Below are 15,721 nucleotides of genomic sequence, written 5' to 3' on the forward strand. Positions count from 1 at the left end.
CGCACCCGAGGCCGCAGCTCCGCGTCTAGGCGTCGACGGTCTTCTCGGCGGAGACGGGCTCAGGGAAGATCGCCGTGAACAGCTGCCCGACCCATTCGAGCAGCTGGGCCGCCTGCAGCGGCTCGAGTCCGACTCCCACAGCGGCGGGGACGGTGGGCATCGGCACGACGAGCGCTTCGCCCCCGGCGACCAGCTTGGCCTTGGGGTACAGCCGTTGCAGCCGCACCTTGATCGAATCCTCGAGTCGCGCGGGTGCGATGCGCAGGTTCGACCCCATGACGACGACGTCGGAGAGTCCTGCTCGGGCTGCGCGGCGGCGCAGTCGGGAGACGGCGATCAGACCCTCGACCTCCTCGGGCGGAGTGCCGTAGCGGTCTGTGAGCTCGTCGATGACGAGGTCGATCGCGTCGTCCTTCGCCGTGGCCGCCGACGCGGCCGAGAGCTTCTGGTAGGCCTCGAGACGGAGTCGTTCGCTGTCGATGTAGTGCTCGGGGATGCGCGCGTCCAGAGGGAGTTCGAGTCGCAGCTCCTGCCCCGACTCCACGTCTTCACCGCGGAAGGTCGCGACGGCCTCGCCGATCATCCGCAGGTAGAGGTCGAACCCGACGCCGGCGATGTGCCCGGCCTGCTCCCCGCCGAGCAGGTTTCCCGCGCCGCGCAGTTCGAGGTCCTTGAGTGCGACCTGCATGCCGGATCCGAGGTCGTTGTTCACGGCGATCGTCTGGAGGCGGTCGGCCGCCGTCTCGCTCAGCGGCTTCATCTCGTCGTAGAGGAAGTAGGCGTATGCGCGCTCGCGACCTCGCCCGACACGTCCGCGCAGCTGATGCAGCTGGCTGAGTCCGTACTTGTCGGCGCGGTCGATGATGATCGTGTTGGCGTTCGAGATGTCGAGGCCGGTCTCGATGATGGTCGTCGAGACGAGCACGTCGAACTTGCGCTCCCAGAAGTCGTCGACGACCTGCTCGAGCGCGTGCTCGCCCATCTGACCGTGCGCGACCGCGATGCGCGCCTCGGGCACGAGCTCGGCGAGCTGCGCTGCGACCCGCTGGATCGACTGCACGCGGTTGTGCACGAAGAACACCTGCCCCTCGCGCAGGATCTCGCGCCGGATCGCCGCGGCGATCTGCTTGTCGCTGCGCGGGCCGACGAAGGAGAGGATCGGATGCCGGTCCTCCGGCGGTGTGGCGAGGGTCGACATCTCTCGGATGCCGGTGACCGCCATCTCGAGCGTGCGCGGGATCGGCGTCGCGCTCATCGCGAGGATGTCGACGTTGGTCTTCATCTTCTTGAGCGCGTCCTTGTGCTCGACGCCGAAGCGCTGCTCCTCGTCGATGATCATCAGCCCGAGGTCCTTGAACATGACCTGATCCGTGAGGATGCGGTGGGTGCCGATCACCATGTCGACCGTTCCGTCGAGCAGGCCGTCGAGGGTGAGACGCGCCTCCTTGTCGGTCTGGAAGCGCGACAGCGGCCGCACCTTCACCGGGAATCCGGCGAACCGCTCGGTGAAGGTCTCGAGGTGCTGCTTCACGAGCAGGGTGGTCGGCACCAGCATCGCGACCTGCTTGCCGTCCTGGATGGCCTTGAACGCCGCGCGCACGGCGACCTCGGTCTTGCCGAAGCCGACGTCGCCCGAGAGCAGGCGGTCCATCGGGATCGGGCGCTCCATGTCGGCTTTGATCTCGTCGATGGTCTGCAGCTGGTCGAGGGTCTCGGCGAACGGGAACGCCTCTTCGAGCTCGCGCTGCCAGGGCGTGTCCGGCCCGAACGCGTGCCCCTTGGCGCTCATCCGCGCCGAATACAGCTTCACGAGCTCGACGGCGATGTCGCGCACGGCCTTGCGCGCCTTGCCCTTCGCCTGCGACCAGTCGCTGCCGCCCATCTTCGAGAGGGTCGGGCCCTCGCCGCCGACGTACTTCGAGAGCAGATCGAGCTGGTCGGTGGGCACGTAGAGCTTGTCGCCGGGATAGCCGCGCTTCGACGGCGCGTATTCGAGAACGAGGTAGTCGCGCACCGACTTGGTCGCATTGCGGCCTCCCGTCGACACCTCGCGCTGGGTCATCTCGACGAAGCGGCCGATGCCGTGGGTGTTGTGCACGACGAAGTCGCCCTGCTTGAGCTGCAGCGGGTCGACGACGTTCTTGCGCCGCGACGCGAGCTTCTTGACGACGCGCTGGTCGCCGCCGATCGTGCGGCCGTAGAACTCGTTGTCGGTGAGGACCGCGAGCTTCGCCTCGGCGATCTGGAACCCCGCCTCGACCGAGCCCGCGACGAGGGTCGCGACGCCCGTGTCAGGAGCCTCGATGAGCGCGGGCACGATGCGCGCGGCGATGCCGCGGTCGGAGAGCACGTCGCGGGCGCGATCGACGAGGCCGCCGCCGGTCGCGATGACCACCACGCGCCACCCGTCGGAGACTTTGGCGTCGACGAACGAGATGGCACCGTCGACATTGCCGTGGAACGACGGGATGACCTGGGCGTCGATGGTCTCGGCATCCTCGCCGCCCATCGCGAACGGGCTCAGCCGCCACCAGACGCCGCCGCGGTCGCGGACGACCTCGCGCAGTCGGGCGATGGTGAGGAAGTCGCCGGCGCCGAGATCGATGGGAGCCGATGCGCCAGAGGTCGCCGCGCTCCAGGCCGCATCGAGGAACTCGCGGTTCGTCTCGCCCAGGGTGATGGCGCGAGCGCTGGACCGCTCGGGATCGACGACCGCGGTCGCGCTGCCCTCGGGGAGATACTCCGCAAGCGACTTGAGCGGACCGGACACCGCAGGGAGCAGCGACTCCATGCCCTCGACGGGGATGCCCTCGGCCATCTTCTCGAGCATGCCGGCGATGGCAGGGAACCCGCCGATCAGCGCTCGCGCGCGGTCGCGCACATCGGGGGTCAGCAGCAGTTCGCGGCTCGGGGGCAGATCGACGCCGTCGACCTCGCCCGGGAGCGAGCGCTGGTCGGCTACGGAGAACGCACGGATCTGGTCGACCTCGTCGCCGAAGAACTCGACGCGGAAGGGATGCTCCGAGATCGCGGGGAAGACGTCGAGGATGCCACCGCGCACAGCGAACTCGCCGCGGCGCGACACCATGTCGACGCGCGAGTAGGCGCGCTCGACGAGCTGCTCGACCACGCGGTCGAGCTCGTGGCCGCGTGTTCCGGCGCGCAGCTCGAGCGGGGCGATCTCGCCGAGGTTGCCGGCGATGGGCTGTAGGGCTGCGCGCACGGACGCGACCACGACCAGCGGATGGTCGCCCGACCACTCCGCGATGCGACGGAGGGTCTGCAGACGCAGGCCGACCGTGTCGGGGCTCGGGCTGAGCCGCTCGTGCGGCAGCGTCTCCCACGCGGGGAAGGTCAGGACCTCGGCGTCGGGGATGTATGCGGCGAGCGCCGCCGCGAGACTCTCGGCTCGGCGGCCGGTGGGGACCACGGCCAGCAGCGCTGCCGGATGCCCCGCGGCGCGGCGCTTCTCGAGCAGACCGGCGAGCGCCGGCGCGTCGAGGCCGTCGACCAGCCCGAGGTCGGCATCGGTGTGCGCCCAGCCGAGGGCGTCACGAAAAAGAGAGGCCTCTTCCAAGGCGCGCAGAATCCCCGGCACAGTCACCGGACAAGCCTAGCCGCGCCCGCCGACACCGGGACCAGGAGTGGCCCGCGCCCGGGTTTTCCGAGCCGTAGGATTCCGGGATGGAACCGGTCACCCTCACCACGGATCGCCTCACGCTGCACGTGCCGGACGCGTCCGACGTCGACGCGATCGTCGCAGCCTGCCAGGATCCGGAGATCCCCCGATGGACCACCGTGCCGAGTCCATACCTGCGCACGGATGCCGAGGACTACGTGCGCCTGATCGGCGAGTGGTGGGCCGATGGCAGCCAGACGATCTGGTGCGCCTATCGCGACCAGGAGCTGGTCGCCTCGATCGGACTGCACCGCATCACGCCGCACCATACCGGCGGAGAGGCGGAGCTCGGATACTGGGTGGCTCCGGCCGCGCGCGGCAACGGCTATCTCGTCGAGGCCGCGCGCGCCGTCGTCGACTGGGGCTTCGACGAGCTCGGTCTGGCACGGCTGGGCTGGCGAGCGGTCGCGGGCAACATTCCCTCGGCACGGGCGGCGCGATCACTTGGATTCCGCTACGAGGGATTCGCGCGCCAGGCGCTCGCGAGCGAGCGCGGGCGAGATGACGGCTGGTTCGGCGGACTCCTCGCATCCGACGACCGCACGCCGGTCGACTGGCCCGTGCTCTAGTCCCCTGTCGGATGTCGGTGGCAGGATGAACGCATGCCGGAGATGCCGGAAGTCCAGGGCCTGACCACGTTCCTCACCCAGCGGGCGGTGGGACGCACGATCGTGCGCACCAGCGTGGGCGCGATCGCCGCGCTCAAGACCTACGACCCGCCGAACACCGCGCTGCACGGTCAGCGCATCACCGAGGCCTCCCGGCGCGGCAAGTTCATCGTGCTCTCGTGCGGTGCCGACCTGCACCTCGTCTTCCACCTCGCCAAGGCCGGCTGGCTGCGCTGGTACGAGACGCTGCCCACGACGCCGATCAAACCCGGCAAGTCGCCGATCGCCGTCCGCGTCGGCCTCGACGACGAGAGCGGATTCGACCTCACCGAGGCCGGAACGAAGAAGTCACTCGCCGTCTACGTGGTGCGTGACCCGCAGGACGTCCCCGGCATCGCCCGCCTCGGTCCCGATCCGCTCGACGAGTCGTTCACCCGCGACGTGTTCGCCGCCCTGCTCTACGGCCGACGCACGCAGATCAAGGGGCTCCTGCGCGATCAGGGCGTGATCGCCGGGATCGGCAACGCGTACTCCGACGAGATCCTGCACGCCGCGCGGATGTCGCCGTATGCGATCGCCGACAAGCTCGTCGACGACGAGATCGATCGCCTGTACGCGGCGATGCAGTCCACGCTGACGGATGCCGTGGCAGCGGCGTCGGGCAAGCCGCCCGCCGACCTCAAAGACGCCAAGCGTCGCGGGATGCAGGTGCACGCGCGTCGCGGCGAGGCGTGCCCCGTCTGCGGCGACACGGTGCGCAGCGTCTTCTTCGCGGACCGCTCGATGGAGTACTGCCCCACCTGCCAGACCGGCGGCAAGGTGCTCGCCGACCGACGACTCTCGCGGCTGCTCAAATAATCTCGAGCGCTGTCACCGCTTCCGCGGCGGGGCGACCGAGGCTCGCTCGACGAACCGCGTTCCCAGGGTGTGGCGACCGGCGGGTGCGGCTTCTCCGTCGATCACGGCGAAGAGGGCCTCCGCCGCGCGCACGCCGAGGGCGAGTGTGGGCTGCTCGATCATGGTGAGCGGGGGCTCCATCACCGCCGCCCAGGAGCTGTCATCGAATCCGATGAGGGATACGTCGTCGGCGACCCTGAGCCCCGCCGAGCGCAGTGCGCGCAGCGCACCCGTGACGGCATCGTTCTCGGTGCAGAAGAGCGCCGTGGGCGGGTCGTCGGTCGCGAGCATCCGCGAGACCTCTCGCACCGCGTTCTCCTCGGTCTTCTCCCCCACCATCACGAGGTCTGCGTCGAAGACGATGCCCTCGTCGTCGAGCGCATCGAGGTAGCCCTGCAGTCGCTCTCCATCCGTCCAGAGGTTGCGAGACGCGAGATCGATCAGGTCGCGGCGCCGCCGCGGGCGGTCGGCCACGGGCGGCCCCCAGACGAATCCGATCCTCCGATGGCCCGCGTCGATCAGGTGCGCCACCGCCTCACGAGAAGCCGTTCGATTGTCGACCACCACCGCATCGAGATCGACCCCCGGCACGGCACGGTCGACGAGCACGAGGGGGATGCCGTGCGACCGGGCCTGCTCGATGTGCCCCGCGGAGGCGGCGTCGAGGGCCGCGGATGCGACGACGATGCCGTCCACGCGCTTGTCGATGAGCACGTTGATGGCGGCGATCTCCTCGTCGAGGTCCTCGTGCGTGCTGAGCACGAGCGTGTCGAAGCCGCGCGCCCTCGACGCGTCCGAGATGCCGCGCACGACGCCGCCGAAGAACGGGTTCGCGATGTCGGCCACGATGACGCCCAGCGTCTGGCTGACACCGGTGGACATGCTCCGCGCGAGCGCGTTCGCGCGGTAGCCGAGGCGCTCGGCCGCGGCGAGCACCCGCTCGCGCAGCTCGGGGCTCACGTAGCCGTAGCCTCCCAGCGTGCGGGCCGCGGTGGACCGCCCCACGCCCGCGGCCTCGGCGACCTCGGAGATCGTGGGGGGCACGGAGTGATCGGAAGCCATCGACCTCGTCCCTTTCCGTGTCACAGGTTCACCACATGTTAGCCGCGACGGGAGCGCCGCTCCGGCGACCACGCGAGAAGGCCCCCTCGACGAGACACTGATCGCGTGCGGCATCCGCCCCCGCCGCCAGCGCGGCATCCAGGTCGTCCACGGACGGCGCGCTCGTGCGACGCCAGCCGGCACCGTGGAGGGAGACCAGGAAACCCGCCAGGTAGGCGTCGCCGCAGCCCATCGTGTCGACCAGCACCTCGTCGGAGATCAGTCTCGCCGGCGCCGTGAGCCGCGCGGTGCCGTCTGTCACGAGGGCCCCGCGCGTGCCCCTCGTGCCGAGGGCCAACGGAGCGCCGTGCGCCAGCGCCGCATCGAGAACCGCGAAGGCCTCCTCGTCGTCGAGACCGGCGCACGAGAGCAGCACGACGTCGACGAACGGGGCGACCCGCTCGAGGTAGGACGGGTCCCGGAACTCCGCTTCGCTCGAGAGGTCGAAACTCACCAGCGCGCCCAGCGCGTGCAGGCGGGGCAGCTGCGACTCGGTCCGTGAGTAGACGCTCGAATGCACGAGGTCGAAGCCTGCGGCATACTGCGAGCGCCCGTCGTCGAGGTCGATCGGCGCGCTGACCGTGACCCCTCCCCCGTTCCAGCCGAGGAACGTGCGATCGCCGTCGACGACCCGGAGCGTCGACACTCCCGATGCTCCGGGTCGCACGAGACTGCGGGTGGTGGGCACCCCGGCGTCTTCGATCGCCGAGCGGAGGAAGGCCCCCAGGTCGTCGTCGCCGAACACGCCGAGGTACTCGGCCTCGGCACCGAGACGATGCGCGTAGACCGCGACGTTGACGGCATTGCCCCCCGGGTAGTCGATCCCGCGATCGACGAAGCGGTCGACGATGTTGTCGCCGAAGCCGAGTACGCGCATCGTCCCCGAGCCTCTCAGTAGTCCATGACGCGGTAGTAGCGGCGCAGGTCCAGCGAGTGATCGCGCACGCGCTCGAGGTGCTTGCTCACCCGGCCCATCACCGTGTCGAGGACGATGGGCGCGATGAGCGCGCGGCTCTCGGCGCTGAAGCCCTCGAGGGCGTACTCCCTGGTGTCGAACACCGTGACATCGTGGGAGATCCTCTTCGCGAACGCCTCGGCGCGATCGGTGAGGGGTCGGGTGGAGTCCTCGCCCTGGAAGATGAGCACGGAGGTGTCCTCCTCGAGCAGTTCGAGCGACCCGTGGAAGAACTCCGCGCTGTGCACCCGGGTGGTGCGCAGCCACTGCATCTCCTCGAGGATGCACATCGAGTAGAGGTAGGCGAACGACCACAGGGGTCCGCCTCCGATCAGGAAGTAGTAGTCGGTCTCCGCGTGCGCATCCGCGAAGGCCGCCGCCATCGGCTCGGCCTGCTCCGCCGCGGCGACGAGGGCATCGGGGAGATGCACGAGTTCATCGGCGAGCGTGGCATACCCGTCGAACTCGCCGCGACGCTCGAGCAGGCGCCCGACAAGCAGCAGCAGCTGCATGTCGAAGGGCCAGGTCTTCGGTTCGGAGACGAGCGAGTGGTCGACGGAGGTCGCGATCGGCGACTCCGCATGGCCGGTGAACGCGATGGTCGTCGCCCCCGCCGCGGCGACGTACTCGATGGCCCGCACGACGTCTTCGGTGGTGCCCGTGACGGAGGTGAACACCGCCGCCGTGCGCTCCCCGAGCAGGGCGTCGCCGGCCACCACGAGCTCGGCGGCGATCGCCGAGCGCACCGAGAGGGTCGACCGCTCCCGCGCGAGCAGCTCGTACGGCCACATCTGACTGTACGTGCCGCCGGCGCCGATCAGCAGGACATTGTCGACGCCGCTCTCGATGAGCTGGTCGACCAGCTGCTCGATCTGCGGCCGGAGCGCCACGGCGCTCGCGATCTGGGTGCGGAAGGCGGTCTCATCGAAGCCGAGCATCATTGATCCTTTCAGTCGGCCGGCGCATGCCGATCGAGCAATGTGGTACCGGTGTCAGGTGCGAGTCATGCTTGCACACTTGGTTCTTGAACGTCAAACATCCGCGTTTTTTCAACACCTAGGGGGAGAAAACGAAATGAATCTCGAATTGAAGCTGGTACCGGTGTCAGGTTTTGGGTACACTCGCTCGACAAGGCACCCACCGAAGTTCCAATGGCGGATCGGTACCGCGCTCAGCGGTCGCCCTCCGCCCGTTCAGAGAGGCAGACCATGCGCACGACACGCACCCTCCCGATCGCCGGCGTCGTCGCGGCATCCGCGATGATCCTGGCGAGCTGCTCCGGTGGCTCGGCCGAGCCCGCGGCCGACGTCACGGACGAACCCGTCTTCGAAGGGACACTCTCGATCCTGACCAAGTTCGGCGGCGACCCGCTGGAGTCCTACTTCGAGGAGATCGCCGACGCGTACGAAGCCGAGCACCCGGATGTGACGATCGAGCTCATCCAGGAGACGGATCAGTCCGTCAAGGACAAGACGAAGACGCTCACGGCGTCACAGGCGCTGCCCGACATCTACTTCACGTGGGCCGGCGACTGGGCGCAGAACTTCGTCGAGGGCGGACTCGCGGCAGATCTCAGCGAGGTGATCGCGCCGGGCACCGAATGGGGCGACCGGTTCGGGGAGGCCTCGCTGTCGGCCTTCGAGTACGACGGCGGCTACTACGGCGTTCCGCTCTACAACAACGGCAAGTTCATGGGATACAGCCGGGCGGCGTTCGCCGCCGCGGGCATCGAGGTGCCGACCTCGTTCGAGGAGCTCATCGAGTCGTGCGGCCCGCTGCGCGACGCCGGCTACGAGCCGATCGCCTTCGGCAACAAGGACGGCTGGCCCGCGCTGCACTACCTGCAGCAGCTGTTCGCCTACAACGTCCCCACGGACGTGCTGCACGCGGACTTCGATCCCGAGACCGCGACCTGGGACGACCCCGGCTACATCGCCTCCCTCGAGCAGTTCGACGCGCTGGTCACCGAGTGCACGGACAGCGGTCAGGGCACCAACGGCGTTCTGTACACGACGGCCCAGGAGGCGCTCGCCGGCGGACGGGCAGCGATGTACTACCAGGAGATCCTCGAGTTCGACACGGTGACGGCGGAAGGGTCATCGCTCAGCACCGACGACTTCGGGATCTTCCCCCTTCCGACGCCCGACGGTGCCGCCGGCGACCCGGCCGCGATCGAGGGCTCGCCCGAGGGGTACCTCATCAACGCCCGCTCGCCCCGAGCGGCGCTGGCCGTCGACTTCATGAAGTTCGCCACCGAGGCCGACAACGCCGCCACGCTCTCCTCCCCTCCGTACGGACAGCCCAGCACGGTCGTGGGCGCCGTCACCGAGGAGACCTCCAGCACCCCGGTCTTCGAGGGGATCACCGCCGTCAACGACGCCTCGCAGCTGGTCATCTGGCTCGACACTGTGACCGTGCCGGAGGTCGCGGATGCCTGGCTCGCCGGAGGTGAGGCGATCATCAGTGGCAGCGCCACTCCCGAGGAGGTGCTGCAGAGTGTCCGCGCCGCAAACGACGCAGCGAAGTGACCCGTCGCGGTCGGGGGCCGGCTTCCGCCTGCCACCGACCGTCACCGAGGCCATCACCTCACCCCGCCGCCCGCGTGGACCGCGAACGCCCCTGTCGCGGGGCGCGCTGACCAGGGTCGCCGGCTACGCGTGGCTGCTGCCTGCCCTGGTGGTGCTTGCGGTGTTCGTCTACCTGCCCCTGGTGCAGAACATCGCCTTCTCGACGCAGGAGTGGGATATCTACTCGGGCGCCTCGGAGTTCGTCGGGCTCGAGAACTACGAGAAGCTGTTCGGCGACCCCGTCTTCTGGACGGCCCTCGGCAACAACGTGCTGTACTCGGCCCTGTCGATCGTGTTCCAGGTCGGCGCCGCACTGGTCCTCGCCGCCATGATCGAGAGCCTGCGCAGCATCCGCTGGCGCAAGGTGCTCCGGGCCATCTACTTCGTGCCCTCGGCGATCTCGCTCACGGTCGCGGGGCTGTTGTTCTACTTCATCTACGAGCCCAATCTCGGCATGCTCAATGAGCTCCTCGACACCCTCGGACTCGGATTCCTCGCGCAGCCGTGGCTCGGTCAGGAGTCCACTGCCATGGTGTCGATCATCTCGATGAGCCAGTGGCAGGGCTTCGGCTACTCGACGCTGCTGTTCGCCGTCGCCATCCAGCGGATCCCGGCGGAGCTGTACGAGGCGGCGTCGCTCGACGGCATCGGCCCGATCAGGCGGTTCCTCCATGTCACGGTCCCCCTCGTGCGCGAGATGACCGGACTCATGGTCATCGTCACGATCTCGGGCGCCTTCCAGGTGTTCAACGAGGTCATGGTGATGACGAGCGGCGGCCCCAACAACTCCACACAGGTGCTCGCAACGTGGCTGTACCGCAGCGGCTTCGTGCGCAACGACTTCGGATACGCCGCCGCGATCGCCACCGTCATCTTCGTCGTGACGCTCCTCATCGCCCTCGCACAGCTCTGGTACACACGACGCAGAAGGGTGGAGTTCTGATGACCCGCACCGGATTCCTCGCCGCGGTCATGCGCGTCTTCGTCTGGGCGTTCCTGCTCGCCCTGGTCGTCGTGGTCGTCTACCCGCTGCTGTGGATGGTCATGAACGGCTTCAAGACGAACGCCGAGCTGTTCGGCAACCCGTTCGCGCTTCCGCTGCAGCTGGATTGGGAGAACTACGCGGATGCCTGGAACCGGGGCGTCAGCGACTACGTCGCCGCGAGCGTGCTCGTCACGGTGACCTCGACGATCGCCACAGTGTTCATCAGCGCCTGGGCCGCGTACGGCCTGACCCGTGTGACGCTGCCTTTCGGACGGCTCGCGTCGGGCTTCATCCTCGGCGGGCTCATGCTCGCCCCCGCCGTGGCGCTCGTGCCCCTCGTCCGCATGTTCCAGTCGATGGGGCTTTACAACACCTTCTGGGCGCTCCTCATCCTCTACACCGCCTTCCGGATCCCGTTCACGACGTTCCTCATCCGCGCATACATGATCGATCTGCCCCGCGAGGTCGACGAGGCGGCCGAGATGGACGGGGCGAGCAGGTGGACGGCGTTCTGGCGCATCACTCTGCCGATGTGCAAGCCGATCATCATCTCGACGGTGATCCTGCACGTCCTCTTCGCGTGGAACGAATACCTGTTCGCGATGGTCTTCACCAGCGGGTCCGGAGTGCAGACGCTCCCGGTCGGGCTCACCAGCCTGATGAGCAAGCACGGCACCGACTATCCGGTCGTGTTCGCGGGGATGGTGGTCGCGGCGCTTCCCGTGATCGTCCTGTTCTTCGCCAGCCAGCGGTACTTCATCAAGGGCCTCTCCGAGGGCATCGGCAAATGACACCCGGCGATCGCGCTCTCCATGACGGTGCGCGACGCGGAATGAAATCTTCCCGATGGCGTTGAGTACACTCAGAGCAACAACGTGCTCCGGGGTCGGTGAGAATCCGAACCGGCGGTGACAGTCCGCGAGCGTCTCGGTTCTCCGAGGTGCCGATCCGGTGGAATTCCGGGACCGACGGTGATGCGAGACGCAGTCTCGCTAGTCCGGAAGGGAGGCAGCACGGTGGGCCGCCGCATGTGCATCCCACCCTGGTCCCCCTGTATTCCCGGACGCCCAGGGAGGATCACGGATGGCAGTGAACGAGGCGGAGCGCCGCGCGATGTCGCGCGCACTCGAGCTCGCGGCCCTCGGCCCGCGCGGAGTGAATCCGCAGGTCGGCGCCGTCATCCTCTCCCCCGAGGGCGACATCCTCGCCGAAGGGTGGCACCACGGCGCCGGCAGCCCCCACGCCGAGGTCGACGCTCTGTCGAAGCTCGACCCCGGCGCGGCACGGGGAGCCACCGCCGTCGTGACCCTCGAGCCCTGCAATCACACGGGGCGTACCGGTCCCTGCGCGGTCGCACTCCTGGAGGCCGGCGTCTCGCGGGTCGTCTACGCGCTCGACGATCCGGGAGCCGTCTCGGGCGGCGGTGCCGATCGCCTGCGCGCCGCCGGTGTGAGCGTCGATGCGGGTGAGCAGGCGGACAGCGCCCACGCCCTGATCCACGGCTGGCTCACCGCGCAGCGCCTCGGCCGTCCCCACGTCACCGTCAAGTGGGCGCAGTCGCTCGATGGCCGCGCCGCGGCATCCGATGGCAGCAGCCAGTGGATCACCGGACCGGAGGCACGCGCAGACGTCCACCGGCGACGAGCTGCTGCGGATGCGATCGCCGTCGGGACGGGCACCCTGCTCGCCGATGATCCCTCGCTGACCGCCCGGGACGGCGACGCGCTCTACGAGCAGCAGCCGATCCCCGTGGTGATCGGCTCGCGCGCGACTCCCGACGATGCGGCGGTCCGCCGGCATCCGAAGACCGCGCTCTTCTACGACACTCATGACCTGCACGCGGTGCTCGCCGACCTCCACGCACGCGGCATCCAGAGCGTGTTCGTCGAGGGCGGACCGACCCTCGCGAGTGCGTTCGTCGCCGCGGGGCTGGTCGACCGTGTGCTCGCCTACATCGCACCGGTGCTGCTCGGCGGCGACCGGCTGGCGCTGACCGACATCGGCGTCGAATCCATCGACGCCGCACACCGACTGACGATCGACGAATGGCAGCCCCTCGGCGCCGACCTGCTTGCGATCGCTCACCCCGCGCTCACCACCGAAGAAGGAGCCGCCTGATGTTCACCGGAATCATCGAGGAGATCGGCGAGATCACCGCGATCGTGCCCGCCGGAGACGGGTGGCGACTGACGGTCCGCGCCCCCAAGGCGGTCTCCGACGCCGTGCACGGCGAGTCCATCGCGGTGTCGGGAGTCTGCCTCACGGTCGTCGACTCGACCACCGACACCTTCGACGCCGACGTCATGAGGCAGACGCTCGACGTGGCAGCTCTCGGCGGAGCATCCGTCGGCACCCGGGTGAACATCGAGAAGGCGATGCCGGTCGGCGCGCGCCTCGGTGGCCACATCGTGCAGGGACATGTCGACGGCGTCGGCGACGTCCTCGACGTGCGCCCCGGCGAGCAATGGAGCGTGCTGCGCATCTCGCTGCCCGACGACCTCGCGCCGCTCGTGGTCGACAAGGGCTCCATCTCGGTCGATGGCACCTCGCTCACCGTGAGCGCGGTGAGCCCCGTCGACGCGGACGCGCACTGGTTCGAGATCTCGCTCATCCCCGAGACCCTCGCCGCCACCACGCTCGGGTCACGCGCGGTCGGCGACCGCGTCAACCTCGAGACCGACATCCTCGCCCGTCACGTCGAACGCCTGCTGGCGTTCCGGGCAGCACCGGAAGGAGGCTCACGATGAGCCTTTCCAGCATCACCGAGGCCCTCGAGGCCCTGCGCGCGGGGCGCCCCGTGCTCGTCGCGGACGACGAGAACCGCGAGAACGAGGGCGACGTCATCATGTCGGCCGAGCTCGCCACACCCGAATGGGTCGCGTGGACGGTGCGCTGGTCGTCCGGGTTCATCTGCGCGCCGATGCCCGCCGATCTCGCGGACAGCCTGAACCTGCCACCGATGGTCGCGGCGTCCGAAGATGCCCGGTCGACCGCCTACACGGTGAGCGTCGACGCCGCCGAAGGCGTGACGACGGGGATCAGCGCGCACGACCGCGCGCACACGCTGAACGTCCTGGCGAATCCCGAGTCGACCGCGACGAGCATCATCCGCCCGGGTCACGTCCTGCCGCTGCGCGCCGTCGACGGCGGCGTGCGCGAGCGCAGCGGTCACACCGAGGCCGCGGTCGATCTGATGAAGCTCGCCGGGCTGCGCCCCGTCGGCGCGATCGCCGAGGTCGTCGCCGAGGACGGCAGCATGATGCGCCTCCCCGGACTCATCGAACTCGGGGCGCGCGACGGGGTGCCGGTCATCACGATCGAACAGCTCATCGCGCATCTCAACGAGGTCGATCCCACCGGGTGGTCGCCCGAACGCGCCAGTCGTCGCGTCAGCCTGCGCGCCGACGCGACGGTGCCGACGACGCACGGGACCTTCCGGTTCCTCGCCTATAAGGACCGGGTGACGGGCACCGACCACATCGCCGTCGTGTCGGGCGAGCCGAGCGAGACCGCCCTCGTGCGCGTGCACTCGGAGTGCCTGACCGGAGAGGCGTTCGGCTCGCTCAAGTGCGAATGCGGTCCGCAGCTCGATGCGGCCCTCGACGCGATCGAGCAGGACGGCGGCGTCGTCATCTACATGCGTGGCCACGAGGGCCGTGGAATCGGCCTGATCAACAAGCTGCGCGCCTACAGCCTGCAGGAGGAGGGGCTCGACACGGTCGACGCCAACCTCGCCCTGGGGCTGCCGGCCGACGCCCGGGACTACGCGGCCGCGGCCGGCATCCTCGCCGACCTCGGCGTGTCGAAGGTGCGGCTGCTGACGAACAACTCCGACAAGGTGAACCAGCTGCGCACCCTCGGGCTCGACGTCGTCGAGCAGGTGCCGCTCATCGTCGGAGTGGGACCGAACAACCACCAGTATCTCGAGACCAAGCGTGACCGTATGGGTCACATCATCGGTGAGGCGGAGCTCGCACAGGCTCTCGCCGACGGACGGAAGGACGACGCATGAGCGGCGCAGGAGCACCCAAGACCGAGAAGATCGACGGAAGCGGCCTCAAGGTCGTCATCGTCGCCGGAACCTGGCACGACGTCATCACGAACGGCCTGATCGCCGGCGCGCAGCGCGTGCTCGACGACGCAGACGCCGACTACCGCCTCGTCCGCGTGCCGGGATCGTTCGAGCTCGCGCTCGCCGCGCAGGCCGCCTTCGCCGGTGGAGCGGATGCCGTGGTCGCGCTGGGCGTGATCATCCGCGGCGGCACCCCGCACTTCGAGTACGTCTCGGCAGCCACGACCGACGGACTGACGCGCGTCTCACTCGACGCCGGCAAGCCGGTCGGATTCGGCGTGCTCACCCTCGACGACGAGAAGCAGGGCCTCGACCGTGCCGGTCTCGAGGGCTCGAAGGAGGACAAGGGCGCCGAGGCTGCGGATGCTGCGCTGCGCACCGCCCTCGTCGTTCGCGGCCTGCGAGGCTGAGGTCAGCCTGCCCTTGGTGGCGGGCCGGCCTCGGGTTCTCCTACCGTGAGGGCATGGAGACTCTGCGCCACGTCGTTCTGTTCGTCCATCTCATCGGCTTCGCCGTGCTCTTCGGCGCCTGGGCCGTTCAGGCCTTCGGCGGAAAGCACGAGTTCACCCGTCTGATGAGCATCGGCATGACGATCGCCGCGATCGCGGGGCTCGCGCTCGCTGCTCCGTGGGGACTGCCCGAGGGCGTGGAGATGAACTACGCCAAGATCGGCACCAAGCTCGTCGTGCTGCTCGCGATCGGCGCACTCCTCGGCATCGGCACCGCGCGGCAGAAGCGCGGCGCCGGCATCCCGCCCGTGATGTTCTGGCTCGTCGGCATCCTGACCGCGCTCAACGCCGGTATCGCGGCCATCTGGCGCTGACTCCGCCGCACCGACGCCTCGGATACGGAGCCAC

The 15,721-nt window shown here is 69.1% G+C and carries 14 protein-coding genes; 10 read left to right on the plus strand and 4 right to left on the minus strand.

The features are described from left to right. Positions 1-25: 25 nt before the first annotated feature. A complete protein-coding gene (mfd, locus tag AB0N61_RS09185; protein WP_363363358.1) occupies positions 26-3,604 on the minus strand; it encodes a transcription-repair coupling factor in 3,579 nt (1,192 codons plus the stop codon). 80 nt (positions 3,605-3,684) lie between these two features. Between mfd and AB0N61_RS09190 the strand changes: the two genes are divergently transcribed. Then, positions 3,685-4,248, plus strand: coding sequence for a GNAT family protein (locus AB0N61_RS09190; RefSeq protein ID WP_363363360.1), 564 nt, complete (start codon positions 3,685-3,687; stop codon positions 4,246-4,248). 33 nt (positions 4,249-4,281) lie between these two features. Continuing rightward, complete coding sequence (locus AB0N61_RS09195) at positions 4,282-5,145, plus strand: DNA-formamidopyrimidine glycosylase family protein (protein WP_363363362.1); 864 nt, start codon at positions 4,282-4,284, stop codon at positions 5,143-5,145. A gap of 12 nt (positions 5,146-5,157) precedes the next feature. Here AB0N61_RS09195 and AB0N61_RS09200 read toward each other — a convergent pair whose 3' ends face one another. From AB0N61_RS09200 to AB0N61_RS09210, 3 genes are read right to left on the minus strand one after another with little or no spacing between them, the layout of a single operon-like run. Then, positions 5,158-6,228: a LacI family DNA-binding transcriptional regulator gene (locus tag AB0N61_RS09200; RefSeq protein WP_363363364.1), complete on the minus strand. Its 1,071-nt coding sequence runs from the start codon at positions 6,226-6,228 to the stop codon at positions 5,158-5,160. Between the two features lie 46 nt (positions 6,229-6,274). Next, positions 6,275-7,162: a PfkB family carbohydrate kinase gene (locus tag AB0N61_RS09205; protein WP_363363367.1), complete on the minus strand. Its 888-nt coding sequence runs from the start codon at positions 7,160-7,162 to the stop codon at positions 6,275-6,277. A 14-nt stretch (positions 7,163-7,176) separates the two neighbouring features. After that, positions 7,177-8,178 carry an SIS domain-containing protein gene (locus AB0N61_RS09210; protein ID WP_363363369.1) on the minus strand — a complete coding sequence of 334 codons (1,002 nt, stop codon included), beginning with the start codon at positions 8,176-8,178 and terminating at the stop codon, positions 7,177-7,179. A 270-nt stretch (positions 8,179-8,448) separates the two neighbouring features. On the opposite strand from AB0N61_RS09210, the gene AB0N61_RS09215 reads away from it, so the two are divergent. From AB0N61_RS09215 to AB0N61_RS09250, 8 genes are all read left to right on the plus strand, one after another. Then, entirely contained in the window at positions 8,449-9,768 is a 1,320-nt protein-coding gene (locus tag AB0N61_RS09215) for an extracellular solute-binding protein (protein ID WP_363363371.1), read from the plus strand. Continuing rightward, positions 9,737-10,750 (plus strand): sugar ABC transporter permease, encoded by a 1,014-nt coding sequence (locus tag AB0N61_RS09220; RefSeq protein WP_363363373.1) that lies wholly within the window; start codon positions 9,737-9,739, stop codon positions 10,748-10,750. Before AB0N61_RS09215 ends, AB0N61_RS09220 begins: the two co-directional genes overlap by 32 nt. Further along, on the plus strand, positions 10,750-11,583 hold the full coding sequence (locus AB0N61_RS09225; RefSeq protein ID WP_185274873.1) for an ABC transporter permease subunit: 834 nt from the start codon (positions 10,750-10,752) through the stop codon (positions 11,581-11,583). The genes AB0N61_RS09220 and AB0N61_RS09225 overlap by 1 nt, the downstream gene beginning before the upstream one ends. A 292-nt stretch (positions 11,584-11,875) precedes the next feature. After that, positions 11,876-12,910 (plus strand): bifunctional diaminohydroxyphosphoribosylaminopyrimidine deaminase/5-amino-6-(5-phosphoribosylamino)uracil reductase RibD, encoded by a 1,035-nt coding sequence (gene ribD, locus AB0N61_RS09230; protein ID WP_363363375.1) that lies wholly within the window; start codon positions 11,876-11,878, stop codon positions 12,908-12,910. Continuing rightward, on the plus strand, positions 12,910-13,539 hold the full coding sequence (locus AB0N61_RS09235; protein ID WP_363363378.1) for a riboflavin synthase: 630 nt from the start codon (positions 12,910-12,912) through the stop codon (positions 13,537-13,539). The genes ribD and AB0N61_RS09235 overlap by 1 nt, the downstream gene beginning before the upstream one ends. Further along, the gene (gene ribA / locus AB0N61_RS09240) at positions 13,536-14,804 is read left to right on the plus strand and encodes a GTP cyclohydrolase II (RefSeq protein ID WP_363363379.1); all 1,269 of its coding nucleotides are present in this window, start codon (positions 13,536-13,538) and stop codon (positions 14,802-14,804) included. The genes AB0N61_RS09235 and ribA overlap by 4 nt, the downstream gene beginning before the upstream one ends. Then, a complete protein-coding gene (gene ribH / locus AB0N61_RS09245) occupies positions 14,801-15,274 on the plus strand; it encodes a 6,7-dimethyl-8-ribityllumazine synthase (protein ID WP_363363381.1) in 474 nt (157 codons plus the stop codon). Before ribA ends, ribH begins: the two co-directional genes overlap by 4 nt. A gap of 53 nt (positions 15,275-15,327) precedes the next feature. Continuing rightward, positions 15,328-15,687 carry a Fe-S protein gene (locus AB0N61_RS09250; protein WP_167946413.1) on the plus strand — a complete coding sequence of 120 codons (360 nt, stop codon included), beginning with the start codon at positions 15,328-15,330 and terminating at the stop codon, positions 15,685-15,687. The last annotated feature ends 34 nt before the right edge of the window (positions 15,688-15,721 follow it).

This window comes from Microbacterium sp. NPDC089320 (assembly GCF_040684875.1).
In the GTDB taxonomy this organism is placed as follows: Bacteria; Actinomycetota; Actinomycetes; order Actinomycetales; family Microbacteriaceae; genus Microbacterium.

Excerpts from the sequence above, each read along its gene's own strand:
- AB0N61_RS09190 (WP_363363360.1), top strand. The coding sequence starts at position 3,685 with ATGGAACCGGTCACCCTCACCACGGATCGCCTCACGCTGCACGTGCCG.
- AB0N61_RS09195 (WP_363363362.1), top strand. The coding sequence starts at position 4,282 with ATGCCGGAGATGCCGGAAGTCCAGGGCCTGACCACGTTCCTCACCCAG.
- AB0N61_RS09205 (WP_363363367.1), bottom strand. The coding sequence starts at position 7,162 with ATGCGCGTACTCGGCTTCGGCGACAACATCGTCGACCGCTTCGTCGAT.
- AB0N61_RS09210 (WP_363363369.1), bottom strand. The coding sequence starts at position 8,178 with ATGCTCGGCTTCGATGAGACCGCCTTCCGCACCCAGATCGCGAGCGCC.
- AB0N61_RS09215 (WP_363363371.1), top strand. The coding sequence starts at position 8,449 with ATGCGCACGACACGCACCCTCCCGATCGCCGGCGTCGTCGCGGCATCC.
- AB0N61_RS09225 (WP_185274873.1), top strand. The coding sequence starts at position 10,750 with ATGACCCGCACCGGATTCCTCGCCGCGGTCATGCGCGTCTTCGTCTGG.
- ribD (WP_363363375.1), top strand. The coding sequence starts at position 11,876 with ATGGCAGTGAACGAGGCGGAGCGCCGCGCGATGTCGCGCGCACTCGAG.
- AB0N61_RS09235 (WP_363363378.1), top strand. The coding sequence starts at position 12,910 with ATGTTCACCGGAATCATCGAGGAGATCGGCGAGATCACCGCGATCGTG.
- ribA (WP_363363379.1), top strand. The coding sequence starts at position 13,536 with ATGAGCCTTTCCAGCATCACCGAGGCCCTCGAGGCCCTGCGCGCGGGG.
- ribH (WP_363363381.1), top strand. The coding sequence starts at position 14,801 with ATGAGCGGCGCAGGAGCACCCAAGACCGAGAAGATCGACGGAAGCGGC.
- AB0N61_RS09250 (WP_167946413.1), top strand. The coding sequence starts at position 15,328 with ATGGAGACTCTGCGCCACGTCGTTCTGTTCGTCCATCTCATCGGCTTC.